Below are 4848 nucleotides of genomic sequence, written 5' to 3' on the forward strand. Positions count from 1 at the left end.
CCACTGGCCCTAGCAGGGCCACGAGCGCGGCTAGCGTCGGCTGACTTACGACAACCGCCAGGGGGCAGGAATGGCCGAGAGGCTGAGGCTCGACGCAGTCGAGCTCGACGGATTCATGAAGCTGCTCGATGGATCCGTCACGTCCTTGAAGGGGCTGCGGAACGCCCTGTCCGGCGCGACTGTCGGCGGCCTCGGCACGGGCGAGCTCGACAAGGCCTGCGAAGAGTTCCAGGAGGACTGGAAGTACGGCGCGGAGCAGATCGGCGAGCAGGCGGAGGACCTGAGCAAGATCATCGGGCAGAGCAAGGACGCTTTCCTGGAGGTCGAGGACGCGCTCGTGAAGGCGTTGCACAAGCCCGGGAAAACGAACAATGACGTGGTAGAGGTGCCGAAGTGACGGAAACGGACACCTCCACCTATCCGGATCTTGGCTTCAACCCGGCCCCCGGGAACTGCGACACCGTAAAAGAGCTCCAGAAGAAGCTGAGCGGCTGCGTCACCGTCCTGCGCGACACCCGCAAGGTCGTCACCAAGCTGATGGACGGCAGCTACTGGGAGGGCGACGCCGCAGTCGCCTTTCGCGAGACCATCGGCAGCGGGCCGCTGACCCTCAACCTGAAGAACGCCGCACGCTCCATCGAAAAGGCCGCCAAGCAGTTGGAGCGCTGGGAAGGCGATCTGGAGGACTACCAGCGGCGGGCCAAAGCGCTGGACGGCAAGGCCAAGGAGGCGCGGGAGGCGCTGAAGACCGCGCAGGGGCACGCCGACACCGCCGGTGACGATCCCGACCTGGACAAGAAGGGCAGCAAGCAGGACGACGCGAAGAAGTCCCTGAAGCTCGCCAACGGCAAGGTCGAGGACGCCCGGGCCGAGCTCGACCGGATCCTGGGCAGGGCGCGGAGCCTGGAGCAGGAGCACACCGAGCGGTCCAATCACCGCGCGGAGAAGATCCGCCAGGCAACGGACAAACTGGCCCCGCACGAGCCCAACTGGCTGGAGGATTCCTGGGAATGGATCAACGAAAACCTTCCGGACATCCTCAGCGCCGTCGCGGGTGCTCTTGCATTGGCGGCGCTGATCTTCACCGGGCCCATCGCTCTGCCGCTTCTTCTGGTGGGGGCGGCTGTTTTCAGCGTGGCGGCGCTCGGTACTCGGCTTTCTGACCCCGCGGTGCGGGAGTCACTCATGGACGGTTTGACCAAGGGAGAATTCGATGCCGACTTCTTCAGCAACCTGGTTTCGGTGGGCGCTGACACCCTAGGTGCTGTTCCCGGACTCGGAGCCGCAGTAAAGGGTGGAATCGGAGCCGCGCGATCGATCAGAACAGGCGAGACGGCACTCAGCCTCGGGCAGAAGATGTCGCTCATCGGCAGCAACACATCGGAAGGTGCACGAGAGATGAGCGGCGTGGCAAATCCCCTGCTTGACCGCGTATTTCGTGGGGCAAGCAACCCGTCCGTGGTGATCGACTCAGTCGGCAAGGGTTCAGCTGCCATCGGAATGGTGACGGCCGGTTACGGCCTGGCATCCGACGACGACATCAAGGGGCAGATGGGCACCGGCATCGACGGCACACGGCTCGGTGTCGACGTGCCCGCACTCCCGGGGCTCCTGCGCGCCGCGTTCTGACCTTTTCCTGCAGAGAGAGTGTCCAAGTGAACCTTGCTGGATTCCCCACCGCGTGGGCCCACCCACCTACGCGTCGTGCCTGGATGCTGCACATGTTCTTGAACGTGGCCGGCCTTATCGGTTGGATCGGCGGGTGGATCGCATTGCTCGCGATCACGACCAAGACGCCCGACTGGGTCGTGTGGATCTTCCTGCCGTACTGGGTCTACAGCCCGTATCGCGCGCTCATCCAGGTGAGCTACATCCCTACGGCTCTGCGCATGCGCCGCATCCTGCGTACCTTCCCGTGGCAGGTGCTACGCGATACTCCTCGTGGCCTGGCGGACTACCCGGAGGTCGTGGGGCCCCAGCACGGATGGTTCGAGCTTCCCAATCCCGCCGATCCGCAGCAGCACCTCCCGGTGGTCTTCACCAAGCACTACCGCCTCAACTGGTGGTCCCGGCGGCTGGCACCCCGCGCCAAGCCCCGGCTGAAGGCGCAGATCGAGACCGTCTGGTTCGCCGGCGATCCACGCATGGTCGGCCTCATCGCCGCGCCGGATCCGAGCGGGCAGGCGCCCCGTCGATTCCAGATCGTCGATCAGGGTCTAGGAAAAGGCGACGGCAACCGCATCGCTGAATGGGGCATCACGCCCGAGGACCTCGAACGTGGTAGGCGCGTCGGAGTCACCCCGAACCGCTGACCGAATCCGCCGGATGGAGCCACCCAGTTGAGCACTCCTGCATTCATTCTCGATGAATCCGTCAACGAACCCGGTGGCGATATCTGGTTCGCCGTACCAGCGGGATTTACCTCGATCCCCATCGATGCACTGCTCAACCCGCCTGACTCCGCCGGGGCCAACGAGTTGCGTACAGCAATCGACCCGCTGCTGAACCTCTATCCGGACGACGCCGCCCGCCAGAAGTTTCTGACCCAGATTGCAGTAAGCCAGCAATTGTCGGCAGCCCTGGTCGAGGTCGGCATCACTCATTGCTTCATCGGCCTGCATCGCGACGACGTCTCCGGCGAAGGCGGTGAGAGCAACGGCGGCCACCTGCTCTCCCTCTTCACCCTGTCCTGGAAGGACACCGCCACCGCCTCGCCCGCCGTCACCGCCGCGCGCGCAGTCGCAGGCGCCGAGGGCCACACCAACATCGAGTACCTCGAACTCCCCTGCGGACCCGCATCATTCAGCGAACTCGTCCGCACCCCGAACGCCGAATCCGGCCTCCCCCAGACCCCGCTCCTCCAGATCTTCGCCCACCTCCCGCACCCGGACGGCAAACGCCTGGTGAATCTCACGCTGGGCACCACCGCGGTGGGCCGGCGTGCGGAGTACCGCAGTCTCCTGCACCACATCGCCGAGAACGTCAGCTTCGTGAACCCACTGCTGGAAGCCGAAGCGATCAAGCGCGCTGCAGCCGGGCAGGGGTGAAGATTTTGTCCAGGTGGTAGTCGAGGGTGTCGCGTACGTCGTTCACGGTGCGGCGCTCGTGGAGTACGTCTCCGCCTAGCCCGACCGCCGCTGCCACCAAGAGGTCCGCCTCGCGTCGGGCGTTCAGGCCCGGGGCCGTCTGCCCACTCGCCTGGGCCGTGGCGATGAAACCGGCGACGAGTTACTCCAGGGGGTGCTCGTCGCTCAGGAAGACCGCCGCGATCGCCGGGTCGGTGAGGCTGCGGGCGTAGTACGCGGAGAACACGCGCAGAGCCATGGCCCGTTGGGCGTCCAGGGGCAGGAACTCGTCCAGCATCGCGCTGAGTACGCCGCGGAGGTTCGCGGGGTCGTAGTGGACGCGGGTCCTCGCCAGGCGTTCGTTCTCGCGGTGCAGCAGGTGCAGGGCGGCCACGAGGAGCTCGTGCTTGCTGCCGAAGTGGTACTGGACCACCCTCAGCGACACCTCCGCCTCCGCCGCGATCTCCCGCATGCTCGCCGCGTCCAGGCCCCGCTCGGCGGCGATGCGCCACACCGCCTCCGCGATCTGGCGGCGTCTGCGCGACCTGGCGTCGGACGTGGGGGCGAGGCGTTCGGGCGCGGGGACCGGCGGCCGCTTCCGCTGCCGGTAGGCCCTCGCCTGACAGCTGCGGGAGCAGTAGAGCGCGGGGCGGCCGCGGCGCTTGCCCGCGGGGGGCATTCCGGCACGGCAGACCGTGCAGCGGGTTCTATTTTCGTCACGCACGTCTTTCACTATAGGGCGTGGAATGTGTGACGTAATGCAGGGTTATTGACTGTGGATACGGTAATTCTCGCGATCCCGTTGATACATTCGTATCGTGAAATACGACTTCCTGCAGATCCTCGGCGCCGTCCTCCTGTGCTTCTCGGCTCAAGGTCTCATCCGGCTGCTCATCGACCACGACTACACCGGGCTCCTCGGCTGGATCCCCGGCGGCTTCGGGCTTCTCCTGATCGCCTACGTCGTGGCGGTCACCGCCGGTCTGCTCCTGACCGGCTGGTCGCACACCCGGGCGAAGGCGCTCGGGCGGCGGGACTGAGGGCTGTTCGGGGCTGCGTGCACTGCGTGTGCTGCGAAGACTGTTGACTGGTGTCCAACTTTCCCCGATCGTAGGGGAATTGAGCGCAAATCAAGGCGCTGCGTTGTGACGGCTGGGGGGAGCCGAACATGCAACCTGGGGACGACCACGCGGTGCCGGGCCGGGGGCCTGACGATGCGGTGCCTGGCCGGGGGCCCAGTGACTCGGTGCCCGGGCGAGGGCCCGGCGACCCTGCGCCTGCCCCGGAGCCCAGCGACGCAGTGCCTGGCCGGGGGCCCAGCGATGCAGTGCCCGGGCGGCCTGAGCCCAGTGATGCGATTCCGGGCGGGGAGGGCGTAGGCGGCGGCGAAGCGTCTGACTCGGGCTCAGCCTCTGACTCGGCCTCGGGCTCGGCCTCTGATTCGGGGCCGAGTGACGTGCAGCGTCCGACGCCCGGCAGCGCGACGCCGACCGAGCCGACCCCGGACCAGAGCCAGCACCCCGCGTCGGACGCCACGCCGAATGCGGCTCCGGCGGGCCCTACGCCTACGGAGCCGACTGCCGGGGAGAGCCAGCCCACCGCGCCAGGCGCAACTCCGGAGCCGACGCCCGGAAGCGCCACCCCAACCGGAGCGACCCCGGACCATAACCAGCCCCCCACCCCCACCGCACCACCCACCACGCCCGCCCGCCGCCGGCGGGCCCCGGCTCGCCGCCCGGCGCCCCGGCAGGCCGCCGACCGGGGGGCCGGCGCGCGCGCCGCC

The 4848-nt window shown here is 67.6% G+C and carries 6 protein-coding genes; 5 read left to right on the forward strand and 1 reads right to left on the reverse strand.

The genetic code is table 11. From position 1 onward, the window contains the following. The first annotated feature begins 70 nt into the window (after nt 1-70). The 4 genes from ACQKIP_RS39780 to ACQKIP_RS39795 all read left to right on the forward strand — a co-directional run bounded on the left by ACQKIP_RS39780 (nt 71) and on the right by ACQKIP_RS39795 (nt 3047). On the forward strand, nt 71-397 hold the full coding sequence (locus ACQKIP_RS39780) for a hypothetical protein (protein WP_365860199.1): 327 nt from the start codon (nt 71-73) through the stop codon (nt 395-397). Then, nucleotides 394-1629: a putative T7SS-secreted protein gene (locus ACQKIP_RS39785; protein WP_365860198.1), complete on the forward strand. Its 1236-nt coding sequence runs from the start codon at nt 394-396 to the stop codon at nt 1627-1629. The genes ACQKIP_RS39780 and ACQKIP_RS39785 overlap by 4 nt, the downstream gene beginning before the upstream one ends. An 83-nt stretch (nt 1630-1712) precedes the next feature. Further along, on the forward strand, nt 1713-2312 hold the full coding sequence (locus ACQKIP_RS39790) for a hypothetical protein (protein WP_365860197.1): 600 nt from the start codon (nt 1713-1715) through the stop codon (nt 2310-2312). A gap of 27 nt (nt 2313-2339) precedes the next feature. After that, nucleotides 2340-3047, forward strand: coding sequence for a hypothetical protein (locus tag ACQKIP_RS39795; protein ID WP_365860196.1), 708 nt, complete (start codon nt 2340-2342; stop codon nt 3045-3047). A gap of 181 nt (nt 3048-3228) precedes the next feature. On the opposite strand, the gene ACQKIP_RS39800 is transcribed toward ACQKIP_RS39795, so the two are convergent. After that, nucleotides 3229-3789 (reverse strand): TetR/AcrR family transcriptional regulator, encoded by a 561-nt coding sequence (locus ACQKIP_RS39800; RefSeq protein ID WP_365860195.1) that lies wholly within the window; start codon nt 3787-3789, stop codon nt 3229-3231. 94 nt (nt 3790-3883) lie between these two features. On the opposite strand from ACQKIP_RS39800, the gene ACQKIP_RS39805 reads away from it, so the two are divergent. Beyond that, nucleotides 3884-4105 (forward strand): hypothetical protein, encoded by a 222-nt coding sequence (locus ACQKIP_RS39805; protein WP_365860194.1) that lies wholly within the window; start codon nt 3884-3886, stop codon nt 4103-4105. Nucleotides 4106-4848: the final 743 nt, after the last annotated feature.

Origin of the sequence: Streptomyces sp. NPDC059900 (assembly GCF_050270335.1) — a bacterium.
Taxonomy (GTDB): domain Bacteria; phylum Actinomycetota; class Actinomycetes; order Streptomycetales; family Streptomycetaceae; genus Streptomyces.

Excerpts from the sequence above, each read along its gene's own strand:
- ACQKIP_RS39780 (WP_365860199.1), top strand. The coding sequence starts at position 71 with ATGGCCGAGAGGCTGAGGCTCGACGCAGTCGAGCTCGACGGATTCATG.
- ACQKIP_RS39790 (WP_365860197.1), top strand. The coding sequence starts at position 1,713 with ATGCTGCACATGTTCTTGAACGTGGCCGGCCTTATCGGTTGGATCGGC.